19 protein-coding genes are annotated in these 20,013 nt (G+C 71.1%); 6 read left to right on the top strand and 13 right to left on the bottom strand.

The features are described 5' to 3' along the window. Positions 1–6: 6 nt before the first annotated feature. The 5 genes from lptF to ACFHNC_RS08810 form a co-directional block, all read right to left on the bottom strand. On the bottom strand, positions 7–1,194 hold the full coding sequence (lptF, locus tag ACFHNC_RS08830; RefSeq protein WP_437168856.1) for an LPS export ABC transporter permease LptF: 1,188 nt from the start codon (positions 1,192–1,194) through the stop codon (positions 7–9). A gap of 66 nt (positions 1,195–1,260) precedes the next feature. Then, positions 1,261–1,929: a trypsin-like peptidase domain-containing protein gene (locus ACFHNC_RS08825; RefSeq protein WP_437168855.1), complete on the bottom strand. Its 669-nt coding sequence runs from the start codon at positions 1,927–1,929 to the stop codon at positions 1,261–1,263. A gap of 41 nt (positions 1,930–1,970) precedes the next feature. Then, positions 1,971–3,407, bottom strand: a complete 1,437-nt coding sequence (locus ACFHNC_RS08820; RefSeq protein WP_437168854.1) for an FAD-binding oxidoreductase — start codon at positions 3,405–3,407, stop codon at positions 1,971–1,973. 27 nt (positions 3,408–3,434) lie between these two features. After that, a complete protein-coding gene (locus tag ACFHNC_RS08815; protein ID WP_437168853.1) occupies positions 3,435–3,965 on the bottom strand; it encodes a chromate transporter in 531 nt (176 codons plus the stop codon). 13 nt (positions 3,966–3,978) lie between these two features. Then, positions 3,979–4,539: a chromate transporter gene (locus ACFHNC_RS08810; protein WP_437168852.1), complete on the bottom strand. Its 561-nt coding sequence runs from the start codon at positions 4,537–4,539 to the stop codon at positions 3,979–3,981. A 155-nt stretch (positions 4,540–4,694) separates the two neighbouring features. Between ACFHNC_RS08810 and ACFHNC_RS08805 the strand changes: the two genes are divergently transcribed. Both ACFHNC_RS08805 and ACFHNC_RS08800 read left to right on the top strand, forming a co-directional pair. Then, positions 4,695–5,756: an esterase gene (locus ACFHNC_RS08805; protein WP_437168851.1), complete on the top strand. Its 1,062-nt coding sequence runs from the start codon at positions 4,695–4,697 to the stop codon at positions 5,754–5,756. A gap of 108 nt (positions 5,757–5,864) precedes the next feature. After that, complete coding sequence (locus ACFHNC_RS08800) at positions 5,865–6,248, top strand: hypothetical protein (protein WP_437168850.1); 384 nt, start codon at positions 5,865–5,867, stop codon at positions 6,246–6,248. Positions 6,249–6,293: 45 nt separating this feature from the next. On the opposite strand, the gene ACFHNC_RS08795 is transcribed toward ACFHNC_RS08800, so the two are convergent. Further along, on the bottom strand, positions 6,294–7,265 hold the full coding sequence (locus ACFHNC_RS08795) for an L-threonylcarbamoyladenylate synthase (RefSeq protein WP_437168849.1): 972 nt from the start codon (positions 7,263–7,265) through the stop codon (positions 6,294–6,296). Further along, positions 7,262–8,020, bottom strand: a complete 759-nt coding sequence (locus ACFHNC_RS08790; RefSeq protein WP_437168848.1) for a 3'(2'),5'-bisphosphate nucleotidase CysQ family protein — start codon at positions 8,018–8,020, stop codon at positions 7,262–7,264. Before ACFHNC_RS08790 ends, ACFHNC_RS08795 begins: the two co-directional genes overlap by 4 nt. Positions 8,021–8,120: 100 nt before the next feature. Between ACFHNC_RS08790 and ACFHNC_RS08785 the strand changes: the two genes are divergently transcribed. From ACFHNC_RS08785 to ACFHNC_RS08770, 4 genes are all read left to right on the top strand, one after another. Further along, positions 8,121–9,629: a leucyl aminopeptidase gene (locus ACFHNC_RS08785; protein ID WP_437168847.1), complete on the top strand. Its 1,509-nt coding sequence runs from the start codon at positions 8,121–8,123 to the stop codon at positions 9,627–9,629. 67 nt (positions 9,630–9,696) lie between these two features. After that, on the top strand, positions 9,697–11,136 hold the full coding sequence (locus tag ACFHNC_RS08780; RefSeq protein ID WP_437168846.1) for a leucyl aminopeptidase family protein: 1,440 nt from the start codon (positions 9,697–9,699) through the stop codon (positions 11,134–11,136). Then, positions 11,136–11,594 carry a DNA polymerase III subunit chi gene (locus ACFHNC_RS08775; RefSeq protein WP_437168845.1) on the top strand — a complete coding sequence of 153 codons (459 nt, stop codon included), beginning with the start codon at positions 11,136–11,138 and terminating at the stop codon, positions 11,592–11,594. The genes ACFHNC_RS08780 and ACFHNC_RS08775 overlap by 1 nt, the downstream gene beginning before the upstream one ends. 77 nt (positions 11,595–11,671) lie before the next feature. Next, positions 11,672–12,493, top strand: coding sequence for an N-acetylmuramoyl-L-alanine amidase (locus ACFHNC_RS08770; protein ID WP_437168844.1), 822 nt, complete (start codon positions 11,672–11,674; stop codon positions 12,491–12,493). A gap of 73 nt (positions 12,494–12,566) precedes the next feature. Here the strand turns inward: ACFHNC_RS08770 and arsJ are convergent, their stop codons facing one another. From arsJ to ACFHNC_RS08740, 6 genes are all read right to left on the bottom strand, one after another. Next, entirely contained in the window at positions 12,567–13,802 is a 1,236-nt protein-coding gene (gene arsJ / locus ACFHNC_RS08765; RefSeq protein WP_437168843.1) for an organoarsenical effux MFS transporter ArsJ, read from the bottom strand. Beyond that, on the bottom strand, positions 13,799–14,842 hold the full coding sequence (locus ACFHNC_RS08760; protein WP_437168842.1) for an ArsJ-associated glyceraldehyde-3-phosphate dehydrogenase: 1,044 nt from the start codon (positions 14,840–14,842) through the stop codon (positions 13,799–13,801). Before ACFHNC_RS08760 ends, arsJ begins: the two co-directional genes overlap by 4 nt. Next, positions 14,839–15,708, bottom strand: a complete 870-nt coding sequence (locus ACFHNC_RS08755) for a helix-turn-helix domain-containing protein (protein ID WP_437168841.1) — start codon at positions 15,706–15,708, stop codon at positions 14,839–14,841. The genes ACFHNC_RS08760 and ACFHNC_RS08755 overlap by 4 nt, the downstream gene beginning before the upstream one ends. 53 nt (positions 15,709–15,761) lie before the next feature. Further along, on the bottom strand, positions 15,762–16,811 hold the full coding sequence (locus tag ACFHNC_RS08750; RefSeq protein ID WP_437168840.1) for an ArsO family NAD(P)H-dependent flavin-containing monooxygenase: 1,050 nt from the start codon (positions 16,809–16,811) through the stop codon (positions 15,762–15,764). Between the two features lie 5 nt (positions 16,812–16,816). Beyond that, positions 16,817–17,776, bottom strand: coding sequence for a Bug family tripartite tricarboxylate transporter substrate binding protein (locus ACFHNC_RS08745; protein WP_437168839.1), 960 nt, complete (start codon positions 17,774–17,776; stop codon positions 16,817–16,819). 279 nt (positions 17,777–18,055) lie between these two features. Continuing rightward, positions 18,056–19,933, bottom strand: coding sequence for an ABC-F family ATP-binding cassette domain-containing protein (locus tag ACFHNC_RS08740; protein ID WP_437168838.1), 1,878 nt, complete (start codon positions 19,931–19,933; stop codon positions 18,056–18,058). Between the last annotated feature and the right edge of the window lie 80 nt (positions 19,934–20,013).

Below are 20,013 nucleotides of genomic sequence, written 5' to 3'. Positions count from 1 at the left end.
CGGGGCTCAGCCGGCCGGCATCGAGGTGGGGGGCATCGAGGCGGGGGGCATCGGCGCGGGGCGGAAGCGCGGCAGACCGGGCGCGCCCACCAGCCACCAGGCGGCGATCACGCCGGGCAGGATGGCATGCGCCCAGATCAGCCAGACGAAGGCGTTTTCGCGCGTCGCCAGATTGCCGATGGTCAGCCCTGCCGCCAGCAGCCCCACCACCAGCCCGACGCCGATCGCGAGCCGCAGCCCGCCGCCATGCCGGCGGAACTGGCCGGTCAGCGCCACCGCCATGCCGACCAGCGCGAAAGTCAGTGCCGTCAGCGGCGAGGAAAGCCGCTGATGCGCCTCTCCCACGAAGCGGGCCAGGTCGCGCGGGCGAAGTTCCTCCGCCGGGTCTGGATTCAGCAATTCGGGGATGCTGCGTTCCCGCGAATCGCGGAAGCGCACTTCCTCCTGCCGCGTGGCGCGGGCGAGGTCGACGCTGTTCTCCTGGAAGCTGAGCACCGACAGCCGCATGGTGGCCGGCGTGCCCGGCGGCGCATTGGCCGGCGGCGGGACCCGTTCCATCTGCTGGCGCACACCGTTCTGCAACGTCACGCGGGGGCCCATGGGTCCCGTCGAGATGCGGCCCGATTCGGCCAGGATTGTGGCCGGCGCGCCGACCTCCCGCGCATCATGCACCAGGATGCCGCGCAGCGTGCCGTCCCGATCGCGCAGCCTGGCATAGACCGTGAGGTCGCCACCGACGGAGGAGAACACGCCTTCCTGCACCAGGATCGCCGCCATCTCGTTGCGGATCTCGAATTGCCAGATGCGGAAGGCGGTGTGCGACATCGGCACCAGCCACAGGTTCAGCGCATATCCGATCCCGACCGAGGCCAACGCCAGCAGCATCGCCGGCCGGGCGAGGCGAAGCTGGGACAGGCCGGCGGCGCGCATCACCACCAGTTCGCGGTCGCTGTTCATCCGGACGTAGATGAACAGCACCACCACGAAGGTGGTGATCGGCAGGATCACGGCGATGAAGCCCGGCAGCATCAGCCCGGTGAGCTGCACGAAGACCGCCATCGACAGCCCGCGGTCCAGCACCAGCTCCATGAAGCGCAGGGACTGGGTCAGCCAGACCAGCGCCGCCAGCCCGAGGGTCACGGCAAGCAGGCCGCCGACAAGCTGGCGCAGGATATAGCGGTCGATCCGTGTCATCCGGCCCCTTCTACCAGCCGCAGGGGGCAGGCTGCAAAGAAGCTGGGCCGGGAGCAACTGCGCCCATCACGGTGCGGTGACCGGGGCAGCCTGGGCCAGGAAACGCGCGACCACCGGCGCCGGCACCAGCCGGGTCCGCGGCAGCGCCGGCTGGCCCGCCGCCGGCTCGTCCCGGTGGCTCACCAGCCCGGCCAGGCAGCCGGATGCGGCCTCAAACACCGCGCCGCCGGATTCGCCCGGTGCCAGGGTCTCGGGGATTTCGAGATAGGCGCCGAAGCGCGGATCAGTCTCCACCACCATGCCCAGCAGCCGGGTGCGCTGGGACCGTCGCGGCGTCACCAGCAGCGCCGGCGTGCCCGCCGCCGGCAGTCCGGCGCACAACGTGGCGGTGCCGAGGCTGGGCAGCGGCCGCAGCGGCACGACAAGCGCCACATCCTGCCCGCCCAGATAGCGCTGGCCGATGCCCGGATCGATGCGGTCCTGCCCGGCGCCGACCAGCCGCGCCGGGGCGGGGCTGCCGGCCACCGAAATCATCAGCGGCGCCGCACCCGCCGGGCAGCCACCGCGCATCCGTTGGGCGGAGCCATCCACCACATGCGCCGCGGTCACGAAGCGCCCCTGGCCAAGGTGGATCGCCGCCCCCGTGGCCCGGCAACGCGCGGATTCGCCGGAGTGGAGCTGCACCACGGCGGTCGCCGCCCGCAGCGCCGGGTCCGGCGCGCGCGGCGGCGGCACGGCGCAGCCGGCCAGCGCGAACGGCAGCAGCAGCCAGCGTTTCAGGGGAAGACCTTGCCCGGATTCATCAGGCCCCAGGGGTCGAGCGCGGATTTGATACGGCGCATCGTGTCCAGCTCCGCCCCGCCGCGCCATTCCGGCATCATATCCGTCTTCAGCCGGCCGATGCCATGTTCCGCGCTGAACGACCCGTCCATCTCCCGCACGATCGCGTTCACGCAATCCATGATGTCGTGGCTGCGGGCCAGGAAGGCGGCGGGGTCCATCCCTCCCGGCTGTTCCAGGTTCATGTGGATGTTGCCGTCGCCGATATGGCCGAAGGGCACCGGCCGGCTGCCGGGGATCAGCGCGACAAGCGCCGCCGAGCAGCGCCGGATCATCTCCGGCACGCGGGAGACGGGGACGGAGACGTCGGACTTCACCGAGGCCCCCTCGCGCTTCTGTGCCTCCGGATGTTCCTCCCGGATCTTCCACAGCTTCTGGGCCTGCGCCTCCGACTCGGCGAGCACGGCGTCCAGCACCTCGCCCGCCTCCATCGCCTCGCCCAGCAGGGATTCCGCCATGTCCCGCAGCCCGGCATCGGGGCGGGGGGAGGCGAGGTCGACCAGCACGTAATGGTCCGCCCGCGCCTGCACCGGCAGGGCCAGCCCCTCGATATGCTTCATGCAGAAATCGACGCCGGTGCCAGACATGTATTCGAAGGCGCGCACCGCGCTTTCATCCCGGTCGCGGAAGCGGCGGAACAGCGCCAGCGCCGCGTCCTCGTCCGCCACGGCGCAGAAGGCGAGCGCGGTGTCGCGCGGCCGCGGATACATCCGCAGCACGGCGGCCGTGATGAAGCCCAGCGTACCCTCCGCCCCGGTGAACAGATGCCGCAGCGCGTAGCCGGTATTGTCCTTCCGCAGCCGGCGGAGGCCATCCCAGATCTGGCCGTCCGGCAGCACCACCTCCAGCCCCAGCATCAATTCGCGGGCATTGCCGTAGCGCACCGTGGTGTTGCCGCCGGCATTGGTGGACAGCACGCCGCCGATGGTCGCCGTCCCCTCCGCCCCCAGGCTCAGTGGGAACAGGCAGCCGGATTCGGCAGCGGCGTTCTGCGCCGCCTTCAGCACCACCCCGGCCTCCGCCGTCATGGTCAGATCGACCGGGTCGATGGCGCGGATGCGGTTCAGCCGGGCCAGGCTGACCACCACCTGCCGCCCCGATTCATCCGGCGTGGCACCGCCGACCATGGAGGTATTGCCCCCCTGCGGCACCATCGCCACCCCCGCCGCGGCGCACAGCTTCACCGCCGCCGCGAGTTCCGCGGTATCCGCCGGGCGCACCACGCAGGGTGTCGCACCCCGGTACAGCGCCCGCCAATCGGCCAGATGCGGTTCCAGATCCTCCGGCGCCGTCAGCAGGCCGCGCGGGCCGAGGAGCGCGGCCAGCGCATCGAGCAGGCCGGGTGGGGTGGGGGAGGCGGTTGTATCGGGCATGGTCGAGCCTCCCTACAGGATCGGCGACTAGAGGAAAACCGCGCCCAGCAGCGCGCCCGCGCCCAGCACCCAGAGCGGCGAAAACTCCGTGCGCCAGACGAACAGGGTGGAGCCAATCGTCATCACCAGCGCCGTCCAATGCACCGCCGCCGCCTGCGTCAGGATGATGCCGGAGGAGAAGATCAGGCCGACCGCGATCGGCACCAGCCCCATCTCCAGCGTCCGCAGCCAGCGCGCCCCGGCCAGGCGGGTCCGCAGCCGGGCGAAGCCGAAGGCCAGCAGCCCGGCCGGGACGGTCATGGCCAGCGTCGCCACCAGCATCCCGGCCAGGCCCGCCACATGCCAGCCGATCAGCCCCACCACCAGCACATTCGGCCCCGGCGCGGCCTGGGCCAGGGCGAACAACTGCGCGAAGCGCGCATTGTCCATCCAGCCATGCACATCGACCGCGAGCCGGTTCATCTCCGGCACCACCGCGATGCCGCCGCCCACCGCGATCAGGGAGATCGCGAGGAAGCCGATGGCGAGCTGGCCGAGCACATCCTCGCCATCACTCATGCTCGGCCCCCGCTCATGCCCGGCCTCGCAGGGTCCACCAGGCGGCCAGGATGCCGAAGGGCGCCAGGCCCAGCACGATCCAGGGCAGCGGCAAGCGCAGCACCGAACCGGCCAGCAGCGCGACGCATCCCACCACCAGGATCGGCCAGGCGGGGCGCAGATTGGTGGTGATCTTGGCCGCGGTGCCGAGAATCATCCCGGCCGCCGCCGCCGCCGTGCCGGCCAGCACCGCCCGCACCATCGGCACATCGCCATAGGCATCATGCAGCATCGCCAGCCCCAGCAGCACCAGCAACGGTCCGCCGAACAGCCCCACGCTCGCCGCCAGCGCACCGGGTCCGCCACGGAACCGTTCCCCGAGATGAATGGCCACGTTCAGCGCATTCGGGCCGGGCAGCACCTGGCCGAGGCCCAGCACCTCGGCATATTCCTGCTCCGTCACCCAGCGGCGTTCCTCCACCAGCACCCGCCGCGCCCAGGCATTGACGCCACCGAAGCCGACCAGGCCGATCTTCAGATAGGTCAGGAACAGGGCGGAAACGCTGGGCCTTGGCCGGCCGGTGGAATCGGACATGCCGGCAGGGGACCGCGCACGGCGTTCCGGATCAAGTCCCGTCCACTGCATTCCAGCGCTGCGCACGGGTGAAGGGCGCCGTTGTGCATGGTGCGGGCCCCGCCCGCCATGGTTCACTCCGGCGGCCGGCGCGTGCCGGAGATTGGGGAGAGAACATGCACAAGACCATCCTCGCCATGGCGCTCGCCGCCGTGGTGGCCGGCCCGTCGCTGCCCGCCGTTGCCCAGCAGCCCGTTGCCCAGCAGCCCAGCGCCTCGCCGCCCATCAGCCTGCAAAGCTGGGGCAGCTTCCATGTTGGGGGGCGGGAGGTAGTGATCTCCGGCCAGCCGGTGCGGGAGGTGCTGTTCACCCCCGGCGGCGTGCCCGCCCGCGTCGATCCGAACGGCACCTACCTGATGGGCGGCATGTATGCCCAGTACATGATCCCCGCCAATCCACGCGGCCAGGTGCCGCTGCTGCTGTGGCATGGCGGCGGGCTGACCGGCGTGACCTGGGAAACCACGCCGGATGGCCGCGAAGGCTGGCAGAATTTCTTCCTGCGCCGCGGCTGGCCGACCTATGTCTCGGATGCGGTGGAGCGCGGCCGCGCCGGCTGGTCCATGATCCCGGAGCAGACCGGCGGCCAGCCCGTGCTGCTCACCGTGGACAACCCCTTCGAGCGCTTCCGCATCGGCGCCGGCCAGGGCAGCTTCCAGCGGGGTGAGTTGCTGCCCGGCAACCAGTTCCCGGCCGACCGCGACAGCTACATGAACTTCATGCGCCAGATCGTGCCGCGTTTCACCACCACGGATGGGCTGACGCTGGAGGCCTACCTCGCCCTGCTCGACCGCGTCGGGCCGAGCGTGGTCGTCGCCCACAGCCAGGCCGGCCTGTTCGGCTGGCGCGCGGCGCAGGAACGGCCGGACAAGGTTCGCGCCCTGGTGCTGATCGAGCCGGCGGCGATCGGCGACATCGCCAAGGTCGCGGCGCTGCGGAACATCCCGGTGCTGATGGTCTATGGCGACTACATCGCCCAGGACAGCCGCTGGCCCACCATCCGCGGCAATGGCGTGCGCTTCGCGGAAGCCGTTCGCGCGGCGGGCGGCAGCGTCGATGTGGTGGACCTGCCGGAGCGCGGCATCCAGGGCAACAGCCACATGATCATGATGGACCGCAACAGCGACCAGGTGGCGCAGCTGGTGCAGGACTGGCTGGTGGCGAAGGGGCTGCACCGGTAGGTCGCTGGCGCAGTCACGATCTGCGGCATTTGGCATAGCGCGGCACGCCGCTTGATCGGCCTTCACACCCCGTCGGCATCCCGCCGGCGGGTGCAAGGAGGCTCCAGGATGGAGATTTCAGGCTCGGGCGGCGCTGGCAACGCCGCCCTGCTGCATCAGTGGCGGGAAAGGCTGCTCGCCCGCACGGAAAAGGAGGGCAGCGACACGCTCCTGCAGGCGGCATCTTCTGCCAGCCGCCCGGCAGACAATGCCGAGGTGCCGGCAAATCCTGCCGAGTCGCCGGCCCCCGACCTGCGCGACACCGAAGGTGGCCCGCCCCCCGAACCCCCACCCGGCCAGCCTGGCTCCCTGAGCGACCAAATGCTCGGCGTGCTGTTCGGCGCGCAGGACGGCGGCGGCACCGAGACGGAGGTGGCGGCCCGGCTGGCCGCCATGCTCGAAACGGCCCTGAAGGCCTACCAGCCAGCCTTGCTCACGCCCGATCGCGCCTGACCCTTCGCGCTGTTCCTCCAAAACGGAGGACGGGCTGCAGCGCTTTCAGCCCCGCGGTGCGGCCGCCCGCGCCAGCCGGTCGGCAATCGTCTCACCCAGCCCATCCGGCGGCACTTGCATGGCAGCGATACCCCGCAGACCCAGACGCTGCCCCTCCGCATCCAGCCAGCGCAGCCCGGCGAACAGCCGCGCCGCCGCCTCCGCCACATCGCCGCCGGGCGAGAGATTCCACAGCGCCCCCGCACCGGGCAGCGGCCGCGGCCCGAAGGCGAGCAGCGCCTCCGCCGTGTCCACCGCCGTGGCGTCCAGCCGCAGCGGCAGTGTGGGCGCGTAATGGGACAGCATCATCCCCGGGCTGCGCAGGCTGCGCGTGGCATCCGCCGCCGCCAGCTTCAGGGGCCGCCCGATGCGGCCGATCACCGCCTCGATCGCCGCCGCCGGCACGCCACCGGGCCGCAGCATCACCGCGCCTGGCCCGGTCAGGTCGAGCACCGTGCTCTCCACCCCCACCGCACAATCGCCCCCCTCCAGCACCGCGGCGATGCGCCCCGCGAGCCCGGCCATCACATGCGCCGCCGTGGTCGGGCTGACCTGGCCGGAGCGGTTGGCCGATGGCCCGGCAATCGGCCGCCCGGCCGCGCGCAGCATCGCCAGCGTCCGCGGATGCGCCGGCACCCGCACCGCCAGCGTATCCAACCCGGCCCCGGCCAGCAGATCCACCCGGCAGGCGGGCCGCCGCGGCAGTACCAGCGTCAGCGGGCCGGGCCAGAAGGCGGCGGCCAAAGCGCGGGCACGGTCATCCGCCACCACCTCGGCAAAGGCGGATTCGGCATCGGCGAAGTGGCAGATCAGCGGGTTGAAATGCGGCCGGCCCTTGGCCTCGAACACCGCGGCGACGGCGCGGCCGTTCCAGGCATCGGCGCCCAGGCCATAGACGGTCTCGCTGGGGAAGGCGACGAGCGCGCCGTCCCGCAGCAAGGCGGCCGCCTCGGCCGGGTCGGTCAGCAGGCAGGTCATATGCTTCCCTCCGCCAGGAAGCCCGGATTGCGCCAGCCCGGCTTGCCGTAGCGCAAAGCCGCGCCATCCCAGTCTGCCATGCGCCCGCCGGCGGCCAGCAGCACCGCCTCCGGCGCCGCCGTGTCCCATTCCATGGTGGGGCCGCGGCGGGGGTAGAGATCCGCCGCACCCTCCGCCACCCGCACCAGCTTGGCGGCCGATCCCATGGGAACCAGCCGCGCGCCGCGTTCCCGCACGAAGTCCAGGATGCGCGGATCGCGCTCATGGTCCCGGCTGGCCACCGCGATGGCGCCGGTGGCGGGCACTGGCCGCACCGCGATGGGTCGCTGGCCGGCCGAATCCAGCTTCCAGGCGCCGCGCCCGATTATGCCCGAAAACACTTCTCCGAAGGCGGGCAGGGCGACGGCGCCGAGAATCGGACGGCCATGCGCCACCAGCCCGATATTCACCGCGAAGGTATCCAGGTTCGCGGCGAAGTCGCGCGTGCCGTCCAGCGGGTCCACCAGCCAGAAACAGCCCTCCGGCACCGCCACCGCGCTGGCCTCATGCGCTTCCTCCGCCACCACCGGAATGCCCGGCGCCGCCGCGCGCAGCCCTTCGATGATCAGCGCCTCCGCGATCCGGTCGGCGGCGGTGACGGGGGAATGGTCGCGCTTGCGTTCCACCGCGAAGCCGGCCGCGCGCACCGCGGTGATGGCCGCCGCCGCCGCCCCGGCCAGGCGCACCGCCAGCGCCAGAAGGTCATCTTCATCCATGCCAAGGCATTACCCCTCGCTCGGACGCCGCGCGAGTGGCGCTCGCACCGTGACGATGGGATGATAGGCTGAAGCTGAAGAAACGCTGGAACGGAACCCCATGCCCGATATCGCCTTCGCGAAGCCTGCACTGCCGCGCTCCGGCACCCTGGTCCTGCCGCTTCACGAAGCCGATACGCCACCCTCTGCCTCCTCGGGGGGCTGGTCCGGCCTGGCGGCGGAGGCTGATGCCGCGACCGGTGGCGCCCTGTCCCGCGCGCTGGAAGCCGCCGGCTTCAAGGGCCGCAAGGGCCAGGCCACCACGCTGTGGTTGCCGGGCGGTGGCCTGGCCAAGGTGGTCGCCATCGGCCTCGGCAAAGCCACCGACCTCACCCCGCAATCCGCCGAGGCCGCCGGCGGCGCCATGATCCCGGCCGTGGCCCAGGACCGGGAGGCCACCATCGCCGCCGATGCGCTGCCGCCCGCCATCGCCGCCGCGCTGGCCATGGGCGCGCTGCTGCGCGCCTGGCGCTTCGACCGCTACCGGACGAAGGAGAAGGAGGAGGACAAGCCGAAGCTGGAACGCCTCGCCTTCGCCACCGCGGATACCACCGCCGCCAAGCAGGCCTTCGCGCCGCTGCGCGCCGTGGCCGATGGCGTATTCCTGACCCGCGAACTGGTCAGCGAGCCGCCCAACATCCTGCACCCGGTGGAATTCGCCGATCGCTGCAAGGCGCTGGAGAAGCTGGGGGTGGAGGTCGAGATCCTCGGCCCGAAGGAGATGAAGCGCCTCGGCTTCGGCGCGCTGCTCGGCGTCTCCATGGGCAGCGCGGTGGAGCCCCGCATGGTGGTGATGCAGTGGAAGGGCGCGCCCAAGGGCCGTAAGGGCAAGCCCTTCGCCTTCATCGGCAAGGGCGTCACCTTCGACACCGGCGGCATCTCCATCAAGCCCGCTGCCGGGATGGAGGATATGAAATGGGATATGGCCGGCGCCGGCACCGTGGTCGGGCTGATGGCGGCGCTGGCCGGCCGCAAGGCCAAGGCCGATGTGGTGGGCATCGTCGGCCTGGCGGAGAACATGCCGTCCGGCACCGCACAGCGCCCGGGCGATGTGGTGAAATCCTATTCCGGCCAGACCATCGAGGTGATCAACACCGACGCCGAGGGCCGCCTCGTCCTCGCCGATCTGCTCTGGTACTGCCAGGAACGCTTCGCGCCGCGCTGCATGATCGACCTGGCGACGCTGACTGGCGCCATCATCGTCGCACTGGGCCATGAACATGCCGGCCTGTTCGCCAATGATGACGACCTGGCCCAGCGCATCCTGGCCGCCGCCAAGGTGACCGGGGAGGGCGCCTGGCGCATGCCGTTGGGCGAGGCCTACGACAAGGCGCTGCGCTCCGAGATCGCGGATATGAAGAATGTCGGCGGCAGGCCGGGCGGCGCGGTGACGGCGGCGCAGTTCATCCAGCGCTTCGTTAACACCAAGGACGGGCCGATGCCCTGGGCGCATCTCGACATCGCAGGCACCGCCTGGACCAACAAGGACCACCCCACCATCCCGAAGGGCGCCACCGCCTATGGCGTGCGGCTGCTCGACCGGCTGGTGGCGGATTGGGACGAAGGTTGATTGCCGCCCCTGTGGGGCGAGGGTTGATTGCCGCCCCTCTGGGGCGAGGTGTGAGCGCCACCGCTTCATGCTGAAGCTCCACTTCCGGCGCGGCGACCCGACCCCCGGCCTGCCCATGATCTGGCCAGCCGGCCAAACCTGGCCGGCGGAGATCGCCGCGCTGGCCCAGGCCGCCGGTTTCGTCGCGGAAGCCGGCCGCGTGCTGGATGCGCCCGGCCTGCCGCGCCGCATCCTGGTCGGCCTGCCCGCCGCGCCGCTGCGGCTGGATTGGGAAAAGGCCGGCGCCGCTGCTGCTGCTGTGCTGGCCGAAGCCCCCATCGCCACGCTGGCGGCGCCGGGCCTGGCGCCGGATTCGGTGGCCGCCTTCGCCGCCGGCATGGTGCTGCGCGCCTGGCGCTTCGACCCGTATCGCACCCGCGGCCGCAAGCCGGCGCTGGCCCGCGTCACCTGCCTGGTGGACGACCCCGCCGCCTGCCGCGCGGCGTGGGAAGCGGCCGCACCGGCCATCCGGGGCTGCCTGTTCGCCCGCGACCTGGTCTCGGAACCCGCGAACCACCTGACCACCCGCCGCTTCGCCGCGCGGCTGGAGGAGCTCGCCGAATTCGGCATCCATGTCGATGTCTGGGGCCGTAAGCGGCTGGAAAAGGCCGGCTTCGGCGCGCTGCTCGCGGTCGGCCGCGGCGCCGCGGAGCCACCGCGGCTGGCCGTGCTGCGCTGGCGCGGCAGCTTCGATGCGCCGCCCATCGCCCTGGTCGGCAAGGGCCTGGTCTTCGATACCGGCGGACTCTCCATCAAGGGTGCGCAGGGGATGGAGGCGATGCGTGCCGACATGGCCGGCGCCGCCGCCTGCGCCGGCGCCATGCTGGCGCTCGCGCTGCGAAATGCCCCCGCGCCGGTGGTGGCCGTGCTGGCGATCGCGGAGAACGCCACGGGCGCCGACAGCTACCGCCCCGGCGACGTGCTCCGGACCGCCTCCGGCCGCACGGTGGAGGTGGTGGACACCGATGCGGAAGGCCGCCTGGTGCTGGCCGATGCGCTGCACCACGCGACGGCCACCCTCGGTGCGCGGGTGGTGGTGGATCTGGCGACGCTGACCGGCGCTATCGTCACCGCCCTCGGCCCGCACCGCGCCGGGCTGTTCGGCAATGACGATGCGCTGCTGGCGGCGCTGGCCGCGGCCGGGGAGGAGACCGGGGAGCGTCTGTGGCCCATGCCGATCGGCGCCCGGCACCGCGAGGATTTGCGCAGCGACATCGCCGATATCCGCCAATGCATGCCCGCCAGCGCCGGCCGGCTGCAGCCGGATGCCAGCCACGCCGCCGCCTTCCTGGCCGAATTCGCAGGCACCATGCCCTGGGCGCATCTCGACATCGCGGGGGTGGATACGCAGGATAAGCCGCATGACCTCGGCCCCGCCGGCGCCACCGGCTTCGGCGTTCGGCTGCTGGATCGGCTGCTGTCGGCGCAGTATGAGGAGCCACCTGAGCCAGCCGGAGGCCGCGTCTGATGGCCGAATACGGCTTCTACCACCTGACCCGCACACCGCTGGAACAGGCCCTGCCCAAACTGCTCGGCCGCGTGCTTTCGGGTGGCGGCCGCGCCATGGTGCGGCTGGCGGAACCGCAGCGGCTGGAGGCGCTGGATGCGGCATTGTGGGCCTGCCCGGACCCCGACTGGCTGCCGCACGGCACGCCCCGCACCGGCCACCCGCATCTGCAACCCATCTGGCTCACCACGGAGGATGCGGGGCCGGAGGGTGCGCCGAACGGCGCGCGTTTCCTGTTCCTGCTGGAAGCCACGCAATCCGGGCGCCTGGACGCCTTCGATCGCGTGCTGGACCTGTTCGATGGCGGCGATGCGGAGGCGGTGGCCGCCGCCCGCAGCCGCTGGCGCAGCGCCAAGGCCGGTGGCCACGCCCTGACCTATTGGCAGCAGGGCGCGCGCGGCTGGGAGAAGAAGGCCTGAGCGGCTCGCAATTCTGATTGCAATCGGCAAACGAGAAAGGATAGTGTTCCTAAATCAGCCCCAGGGGGAACACGACGATGCATGTCGAGAACCACCGCCTGAAGGACGTGCCCTTCGATGCCACGCCGCATATGGGCCGCGAGATCACGCCGCGCTTCCTGGTGATGCACTACACCGCCGGCGGCTCCGCCCTGAACTCCGTCCGCGCCATCCGCAACCGCGGCCTGTCCGCGCATTTCTTCGTCGATCGCGACGGCGCCATCATCCAGACCGTGCCCGGCAACCGCCTGGCGCATCATGCCGGCCCGTCGCAATGGCGCGGGCATGACGGGCTGAACAACTGCTCCATCGGCATCGAGATCGCCAATCTCGGCTGGTTCGACCGCAAGGAGGCGGCGGGCTGGACGCGCAGCGACCTCGGCGGCCGCTGCCTGCCGGAGCCGGATGTGCTGGTGGCGCGCCACCGCAATGGCGGCCCCAACATGGGATGGGAAGCCTATCCCGAGGCGCAGCTCAAGGCGCTGGCCACCCTGACCGAGGCCATCCGTGCCGCCTATCCCAGCATCCAGGAGGTGGTGGGCCATGACGACATCTCCCCCGGCCGCAAGCTGGACCCCGGCCCCGCCTTCCCGCTGGCGCGCTTCCAGCATCTGGGCGGCGCCGCCGGGTCCGGCACGCTGGCGGAGAATGATCTCGGCGCCTTCGAGGTCGCGGCTCGGGACAATCTGAACCTGCGCGGCGGCCCCGGCACCGGCTTCACCGTGCTCGGCAAGATATCGCCGGGCACGAAACTGCGGGTGCTGCGGGAGGAAGGCGATTGGCGCCTGGTGGATCTGCAGGGCGATGCGGTGCCCGATGGCTTCGTCCACGGCGCCTTCCTCCGCCGCATCGGCGGCTGATCTGTCTCCCTCCCCCGCTCTCGCGGGGGGTTGCGGCACGGCCGCAACGCCGCAGGCTGGTCGGGGCGGGGGCTTAAGTTCGCGCCTCCCACACCACCGGCAAGGCCCGGGTCAGCGCCCAGCAGGCCAGCAGCATCAGCGCCGACCCGGCGAGGCACGCCGCCAGCCCGCCCATGCCGTATAGCAGCCCCGACAGCAGCGTGCCGCCGAAGCGCCCGGCGGCATTGGCCGCGTAGTAGAAGCCCACATCCTCCGCCGCCTTCTCCGACCCCGCATAGGCCAGCACCAGGTAGGAATGGACCGAGGAATTCACCGCGAAGACGAAGCCGAACAGGCCCAGCCCCACCACCACCACCAGATCCGGCCGCGGCACATCCGCCATCAGCGCGGCGGCCAGCCCGATCGTCAGCAGCGCCAGCAGCAGTGACCACAGCCGCGCCGCCGGCACCTCGGAGGACAGGCCATCCGGGCTGCGCCGCACCACCGCAGGGGCCGCCGCCTGCACCACGCCATAGCCGATGGTCCACAGCGCCAGGAAGCCGCCGACCATCGGGAAGCTCCAGCCCGACGCATACAGGAACACCGGCAGCCCGACGACGAACCACACATCGCGCGCGCCGAACAGGAACACCCGTGCCGCCGCCAGCAGGTTCACCCCGCGGCTCTTTCCCAGAAACTCCCGCGCATTGCGCGACGGCTTCGCCCGCCCCATCAGCGGCGGCAGCGATAGCAGCACCGCCGCCAGGATCACTACCAGCCCCGCCGCCATGGCCCAGAGCGCGCCGCGAAACCCCAGAAACTCCAGCAACACGCCGCCGAGGAAGAAGCCCACGCCCTTCATTGCGTTCTTGCTGCCGGTGAAGAAGGCGACCCATCGGAACAGCCGCCCCGAGGCCTCACCGGCCGTCAGCTTGATCGCCGATTTGCTGGCGGTCTTGGTGAGGTCCTTGGCCACGCCGCAGACGCCCTGCGCCAGCACCACCCAGGCCACGGATGTCGCCGCCGCCCAATCCGGCGACATCGCGGACAGCATGAGGAAGCCGAGAATCTGCGTCGTCAGCCCAACGGCCAGCATCCGCGCGATGCCGAAGCGCACCGCCAGCCAGCCGCCGATCAGGTTCGCGCCAACCCCCGCCGCCTCATACAGCAGGAACAGGAAGGCCAGCGTGAAGGGCGAATAGCCGAGGCGGAAGAAATGCAGCAGCACCAGCATCCGCAACGCGCCATCGGTCAGCGTGAAGCCCCAATAGGCCGCCGTGACGATGGCGTAGTTGCGCGTGCCTGCGGCGCTGGCCACCGCCGTGCTCACAGCCCGATCTGTTCCATATGGCAGGCGAGATCGACCATGCGGCAGGCATAGGCCATCTCATTGTCGTACCAGGCATAGACCTTCAGCAGCGTGCCATCCGTCACCAGCGTGCTCGGCGCATCGATGATGGCGCTGCGCGTGTCCCGCGCATAATCGATGGAAACCAGCGGCCGCACCTCGTACCCCAATATGCCGGCGAGCGGCCCCTCGGCGGCGGCGCGGAACAAGGCGTTCACCTCCGCCACGCTGGTCTCGCGCTTCATCTCGAAGACGCAGTCAGTCAGCGACGCATTCAGCACCGGCGCGCGCACCGCATGGCCATCCAGCTTGCCCTTCAACTCCGGATAGATCAGCGCAATCGCGGTCGCGCTGCCCGTCGTCGTCGGCTGCAAGGACAGCATGGCGGAACGCGCCCGGCGCAGATCCTTGTGCGGCGCATCGACCACGACATTCGTGTTGGTCGGATCATGGATGGTGGTGATCTGGCCATGCCGGATGCCGATTGCCTCATGCACCACCTTCACCACCGGGGCGAGGCAGTTGGTGGTGCAGGATGCCGCCGTGACGATCGGGTGTTTTGCTGGATCGTAGAGGTTCTCATTCACCCCCACGACCACGTTCAGCACGCTGTCGAACTTCACCGGCGCCGCCACGATCACCCGCTTGGCGCCGCGCGCCAGATGGCCTTGCAGCACCTCCGGCGTCAGGAACTTGCCGGTGCATTCCAGCACCACATCCACGCCCATGTCGCCCCAGGGAATATCCCCCGGCTTGGCATGTTCCGAGAAGCTCAGGCGACGATCGCCGATGCGGATGGCGTCTCTGCCCTCCGCCGCGATGCCGCCGCGCCAGCGCCCCTGCACGCTGTCGAATTCCAGCAGATGCGCGCAGGCGGCCGCGCCGCCCTTGATCTCGTTCAGATGCACCACGTCCAGCCGGTTGCCGGCGCGCGGGTCCTCCGCCTGGCGTTCCGCAGCGCCGAGCGCCGCACGCAACGCCAGACGCCCGATGCGGCCCATGCCGCTGATACCAACCCTCATGCGCGCGTCATCCCTTGGGCCATCCCTTGCGGCGTTGCCAGTTCATCGAGCCGCGCCTTCAGCGCCATGCGGTCCAGCGTGCCGAAGGGCAGGCTGGTGAAGATGCCGAGGCGCCGCTGCAGCGCGGCATACAGCTCATTCAGCAGCGTCGCCCGTTCAGCCGCGCTGCCCGAAAACTTCGCCGGGTCTGGCAGCGGCCAGGCGGCGGTCAGCGCCGTGTCGCCGAAATCCGGGCAGGCCTGGCCGGCCAGCGTGTCACACAGCGCAATCACGAAATCCATGCGCGGCGCGTCCGGCCCGGTGAAGTTGTCCCAGGATTTGGAACGCGCCGCGGAGACATCATGGCCAAGCGCCTTGAGCTGGCTCAGCACCTCCGGCAGCGGCCCCTCATCGGCGGGGTCGGAGCCGGCGGAGAAGGCCTTGAAGCGACCCTCGCCGATGCGGTTCAGGATGGCCTCCGCCATGATCGACCGCGCCGAATTGCGCGTGCACAGGAACAGCACATTGAAACGTGGCGCTTCCATTTGAGGAATCTCCCTCTCGGTGTCGAACAGGCGATGCAGGTCGCCGCAGCGTGCGGGCTCGCCGCCGCAGCAGGCCTCGGCCAGGAAGGCGACCAGCCCGCGGAGGCGGGCGATCTGCGCGGCATAGACCAGGCTGCGGCCATGCCGCGTCGCCGCGACCAGCCCCGCCTGTTCCAGCGCCCGCAGGTGGAAGGACAGGGTGGAGGCCGGCACGCCGAGCCGCAGGCCGATCTCGCCCGCCGGCAGGCCGGAAGGCCCGGCGGCCAGCAGAGCGCGCATCAACTCCAGCCTGGTGCCCTGGCCGAGGGCGGTGAAGCCCAGGGCCGCCTGATCGCTGTCCATGCTTCCAGTAGTATCGAAACATCAGGCCGCTCGGCGTGACGCTTCGATGAAAGCTAACCCAGCGCCCGCGCCACGCCCTGCACCGCTTCCCGCGCCGCGCGCGTCACCCCGGCCAGGGTGGCCGAGGCCATGCCCGTCCAATCGCCATAGCCGAGCAGCCACAGCCGAGGCTCCGCCACCGCCCGCCCATCCGGCCCGACCGCCACCTGCCCTTCCGCATCAACCACCCCGAGTGGCGCCAGATGGTCCAGCGCCGGCCGGAAGCCGGTGCACCACAGGATGGCATCGGCCGGGATGCGCGTGCCATCCGCCCAGACCGCCGCATCCGCCTCCAGCCGCGCGAAGCCGCGCAGGCTTTGGTCGAAGACCCCGCGGCCGCGGGCGTCCTTTACTGGCGGCACCATGACGATATTGCCGAGGCCGCCCAGCGCCTCCGGCGGCGGCCGTCCCTCCCGCTGCGCCTGCCAGCGGGCGGTGGCGCGTTCGAACAGCACGCGGCCATCGACGTCATCGGGCAGGAACACCGGCGCGCGTTCCGTCACCCAGGTGACCGTGGCGTGGCGGGACAGTTCGGCCAGGATCTGCGCGCCGGAATTGCCGCCGCCCACCACCAGCACGCGCTGCCCGGCGAAATCCTCCGGCCGGTGATACTGTGCTGAGTGGCATTGCACGCCGCGGAACAGATCGCGGCCGGGAATGTCCGCAATGAAGGGGTGGCTCCAGGTGCCGGTGGCGCTGATCACCGCGCGGGCGGTGATATCCGCGCCCTCCAGCCGCAGCCCCTCGGCGGTCCGATGCACGGCGGTGACGCGCACCGGCCGGCGCGTCGGTAGGTCGTAGCGCGCCTCATAGGCCGCGAGATAGGCCAGCACATCCCCCCGCGGCGGATAGCCCCCATCGGCGGGCGGCTTCAGCGCCCAGCCGGGCAGGGAGGACCATTGCGCCGGGGAGAACAGCGTCAGCGACTCCCAGGCATGGCCCCAGGCACCACCAGGCGCCGTCCCGTCATCCAGGATGGCGAAGGTGAGCGCCGTACGGCGCAGGAAATACCCCGCCGCCAGCCCGGCCTGGCCGCCGCCGATGATGGCGACGTCGAGCGTCACCCGTCTCAGCCGTCCAGCTTCACGCCTGTCAAAGCCACCAGCTCCGCCCAGCGCGCCACCTCGGCGCGCTGGAAGGCGGCGAAGGCGGCCGGGCCCTGCGGGTCCAGCGTGAAGGCGGCGGCCGCGAGGCGGCGCTTCACCTCCGCATCCTCCAGCGCGCCGAGGAAGGCCTGCGCCAGCCGCTCGGCCGCCGCGGCGGGCACGCCGGCCGGGGCGAACAGGCCGAACCAGGCATCGACGGCCATGTAGGGCACGTTGGCCTCGGCCGAGGTCGGCACATCCGGGAAATCCGCCAGCCGCGCCGGCGCGCCGATCTGCAGCGCGCGCAGCCGGCCATCCTTCACCAGCCCCGCCACGGTCGGGAAGGTCGAGGTGTAGAAATTCACCACGCCCGCCACCGTATCCGTCGCCGCCGGCGCCGCCCCCCGATACGGCACATGCGTGGCATTCAGCCCCGACCGCCGCACGAAGCTCTCCGAGATGACATGGCTGGCCGAGCCGGCGCCGGAGGAGGCGTAGCTCACCGCGCCGCTCAACTTCGCCAGATCCGCCATACTGCGCGCCGGCGAACTGGCCGGCACCACCGTGGCGTGATGCACCGTTGCCAGCTTCGCCACCGGGGTGAAGCTGTCCACCACGTGGTAGGGCAGGCGGGCCATCATTGCCTGGTTCGAGGCATGGGTCTGGTTGTGGCCGAGGATCAGCGTCAGCCCATCCGGCGCCGCGCGCGTCGCGGCTTCCGCGCCGATCACGCCACCCGCGCCGGCGCGGTTATCCACCACCACCGGCTGGCCCAGCAGGGCCGCCGCGCGCTCGCCGGTGACGCGGGCGAGGATATCGGTCGGCCCGCCGGGCGGTGCCGGCACGATCAGGCGGATTGGCCCCGCCCCCAGTGCCCTTGCACCCGGAACAATGGCGGGCGCGGCCAGAAGCGGCAGGGCCAGAAGGCTGCGGCGGCGGATCATGATGCGGTTTCCCCCAGGACTTGCCTTGCGTTTGGCAACCTCCGCCCCGGCCCGTCAAGAGCTCTCGTTCACGCCTGCGGCACCCTGCACGCCAAGGTTGCATCCGCCCTCAACCCTGGCGCAGGGTTCCCCGGCAGAGACCGGGAGGAATGAGGCCCATGCGAGCCGATCCGCCGACCCTGGAGCGCACCACACCCGCCGAGCCCGCCACCGCGCGGGCCCTATGGCCAACCTTCCTGCGCCGAACTCTGGCCGAGGACAGCCTGAAGGCCGCGCCGCTCAGGCCGCGTCCAACTGCTCCGAAAGCTTCAGCCATTCCTCTTCCAGATTCGCGGTCTGGCGGGAAATGACGATGCGGCGGGTATTGGCCCAGGTGATGTCCTCGGGCTTGCGCTTGGCGTAGGTCGCGGGATCGGAGAGGCGCTTCTCGATCAGCTTCGCTTCCAGCGCCAGCTTCTCCATCTCCCGCTCGATCTCCTTCAGCCGGGTCCGCATCGGCGCGAGCGCGGCGCGGGAGGAGGCGGATTTCTTCCGCTCCAGCGACCCCTTGCCGCCGCCCTCCGCCTCCGTCGCCGGCCGGCCGCCACCGCGGGCGCGATCGGCCAGCAGGGTGCGGTATTCGTCCATGTCGCCGTCGAAGCTTTTCACCTGGCCATCGGCCACCAGCCACAGCCGGTCCGCGATCAGCTCCACCAGATGCGGGTCGTGGGTAATCAACAGAACCGCACCACCGAATTCCGCCAGCGCGCGTACCAGTGCCTCCCGCGCATCGATGTCGAGGTGGTTGGTCGGCTCGTCGAGGATGAGCAGTTGCGGCGCATCCCGCGTGCAAAGCGCCAGCAGCAGCCGAGCCTTCTCACCGCCCGAGCAATTGGCGATCTTCGTCTCGGCTCGCTCCACCGTCAGCCCGAAGCGGGCGAGCTGGCTGCGGCACTGGCTGACCGTGGCATTGGGCAGGGCGGCCTGCATATGCGTCAGCGGCGTGCCGGTGGCGTCCAGATCCTCCGACTGATGCTGCGCGAAGAAGCCGACGCGCAGCCGCGGCGCCCGCTTCACCGTCCCCTTCGACGGCCCCAGCCGCCCGGCCAGCAGTTTTGCCAAGGTGGATTTGCCGTTGCCATTGGCGCCCAGCAGCGCGATCCGGTCCTCCTGATCGATCCGCAGATCCAGGTTCCGCAGGATCGGCGCGCCGCCATAGCCGACCTCGACATGCTCCAGCGCCAGGACGGGCGGCGCCAGCTCCTCCGGCTCCGGGAAGGCGAAGGTGGTGCTGGCGTCCTCGATCACCGCATCCAGCACTGGCAGTTTTTCCAGCGCCTTGATACGCGACTGGGCCTGCTTGGCCTTCGAGGCCTTGGCGCGGAACCGGTCCACGAAGGCCTGCATATGGGCGCGCTGGGCCGCGATCTTGCCGCGCTGCGCCTCCACCTGCGCCGCGCGTTCGGTCCGCACCCGGACGAAGCGTTCGTAATTGCCCGGGTAGTACAGGATCTTGCCGCGATCGAGATGCGCGATCCCGCCCACCGCGCGGTCCAGCAGCCCGCGATCATGGCTGACGATGATGGCCGCCCCGGAGAACCGGTTCAGCCAGCCCTCCAGCCACAGCGTCGCTTCCAGGTCGAGGTGATTGGTCGGCTCGTCCAGCAGCAGCAGATCGGGTTCCAGGAACAGCGCGCGGGCCAGCGCCACGCGCATCCGCCAGCCGCCGGAGTAGGAGGAAAGCGGCCGCGCCTGCGCCTCCGCATCGAAGCCGAGGCCGGCCAGCACCGTCGCCGCGCGGGCCGGCGCGGCATCGGCCTGGATCGCCATCAGGCGTTCATGGATTTCCGCCGCCCGGTTTGCCTGGTCGGGGCGTTCCAGCGCCGCCAGCAGCTCGGCGCGTTCCGTATCGGCTTCAAGCACCGCTTCCAGCAGGCTGGATTCACCGCCCGGCGCCTCCTGCGCCACCACGCCCATGCGGGCGCGGGCGGCCAGGCGGATCTCGCCGCCATCCGGGATCAGCTCCCCGGTGATGGCCTTGAGCAAAGTCGACTTGCCCGCGCCGTTGCGCCCGACCAGGCCGAGCTTGTGCCCGGTATCGAGCGTCAGTTCAGCCCCATTGAGCAGTTCCCGCCCGCCAAAGCGGATGGTGAGGTCGCGGATGATGAGAACGGTCATGGGCCGCTTCATAGCGGGCCTTTCCCGCCAGGCGTAGGGGCTTCAAGCTGCCGGACCCTTCACACAGCGAGGCGCCCGCC

This window comes from Falsiroseomonas sp. E2-1-a4 (genome assembly GCF_051433165.1).
In the GTDB taxonomy this organism is placed as follows: Bacteria; Pseudomonadota; Alphaproteobacteria; order Acetobacterales; family Acetobacteraceae; genus Falsiroseomonas.
This window is presented reverse-complemented; position numbering and strand designations above follow the sequence as displayed.